General features: G+C 59.2%; 1 protein-coding gene. It reads left to right on the top strand.

Going from position 1 to position 1,516, the window contains the following annotated elements; all coding sequences use genetic code 11:
* The first annotated feature begins 92 nt into the window (after positions 1–92).
* The gene (locus tag HDF14_RS25895; RefSeq protein WP_183981656.1) at positions 93–1,196 is read left to right on the top strand and encodes an IS110 family transposase; all 1,104 of its coding nucleotides are present in this window, start codon (positions 93–95) and stop codon (positions 1,194–1,196) included.
* Positions 1,197–1,516 lie beyond the last annotated feature (320 nt).

Raw genomic sequence — 1,516 nt, 5'->3', positions numbered from 1 at the left:
AACAGATGGGATGAGAAGGCCGGTCTCCAGCGGGATGCGTTAAGCTCCCAGTTATCGACGCGCTGGAAGCGCGGGAGACAAGGAGACCGGCGATGAAGAAGCTTACCACCACGATGATGCAGGAGACAGTCAACAAGCATGACGGGCGTCTGACCGTCGGTCTGGATCTGGGCGACCGGTCGAGCTTTTATTGCGTGCTGGATGGGACCGGGGATGTGCTGCTGGAGCAGAAGGTGAGCACTACGCCTAAGGCCATCAGCGAGATTTTCGGAGCGATGCCTCGAAGTCGTATCGCAGTGGAGACCGGAACGCATTCCCCGTGGGTGAGCCGACTGCTCAGTGAGCTCGGTCATGAGACCATCGTGGCGCACGCACGCAGCGTGCGGCTGATCGGAGAGAGCAGGCGGAAGGATGATCGGATCGACGCTAGAACGCTTGCACGACTGGTACGGATAGATCCACAGCTGTTGTGTCCGGTGAAGCATCGAAGCGCCGAGGCACAAGCGGATCTGACGGTGATCCGGGCGCGAGCCGCTCTGGTGCGTACTCGAACGATGTTGGTCAACGCGGCCCGAGGACTGACGAAATCCTACGGAGAACGGCTCCGCGGATGCAACGCACGCGGGATGAAGCCGAAGGCGGCCCAGGATCTGAGTCCGGAGTTGAAGTATGCACTGGAACCGATGATGAGAGAGATAGAATCGGTCAGCGAACGGATCTGCGAGTACGACCACCTGCTTGAGTCTATGGCGCGGAACAGATATCCAGAGGCCGAGCGGCTGAAGCAGATCAAGGGAGTGGGAACGCTGATCGCCCTCACCTACATGCTGACGCTGGAAGATCCTTATCGTTTCCGCAAGAGCCGGGATGCGGCCTGCTACGTTGGTCTCCAACCTGGAAGACGCAACTCGGGACAGAGCGAGCCGCAGATGCACATCAGTAAAGAGGGCGATCCGTACCTGCGAGCACTCCTGGTGCAGGCTGCACATCATGTGCTCGGTCCGTGGGGAGTCGACAGCGACCTGCGCCGCTGGGGCATGCAGCTGGCTGAGCACGGAGGCAAGCGCGGGAAGAAACGCGCCGTGATCGCAGTCGCGCGTAAACTGGCCGTCCTGCTGCATCGACTCTGGGTAAGCGGAGATATGTATGTACCCTTACGGCCAGGTGCCGAGGCCGCACTGTCGGCAGTGGCATAGTTCAGTCAAGATATAACGGAGGTTTGCCGTCATAAGCCGAGTTCCGGTGACTGCGTCATTGGCCTGGCCCAACACTCCCTCTGCAAGATCGAGTTAAAGGTCGCACTAACAGGTGGCAGCACCGGCTGAATCGAGAACACCCAACTTGCACCGAGCGAGCAAACGCTCACATCAGAGTGCGGATGGAAGGGTGGCGACAGAAAACTCAGAAGCGCAGATGGCGTACTCCACCAGAAAGGACCAGATTCGCGAAAGGCGAAAATAGTATGACTTGCCCAACTACATGCCCTTGACACGGACCGGCCTTCTCATGGAAGGCC

Source organism: Tunturiibacter gelidiferens (assembly GCF_014201335.1).
Lineage (GTDB): Bacteria > Acidobacteriota > Terriglobia > Terriglobales > Acidobacteriaceae > Edaphobacter > Edaphobacter lichenicola_E.
This window is presented reverse-complemented; position numbering and strand designations above follow the sequence as displayed.

Excerpts from the sequence above, each read along its gene's own strand:
- HDF14_RS25895 (WP_183981656.1), top strand. The coding sequence starts at position 93 with ATGAAGAAGCTTACCACCACGATGATGCAGGAGACAGTCAACAAGCAT.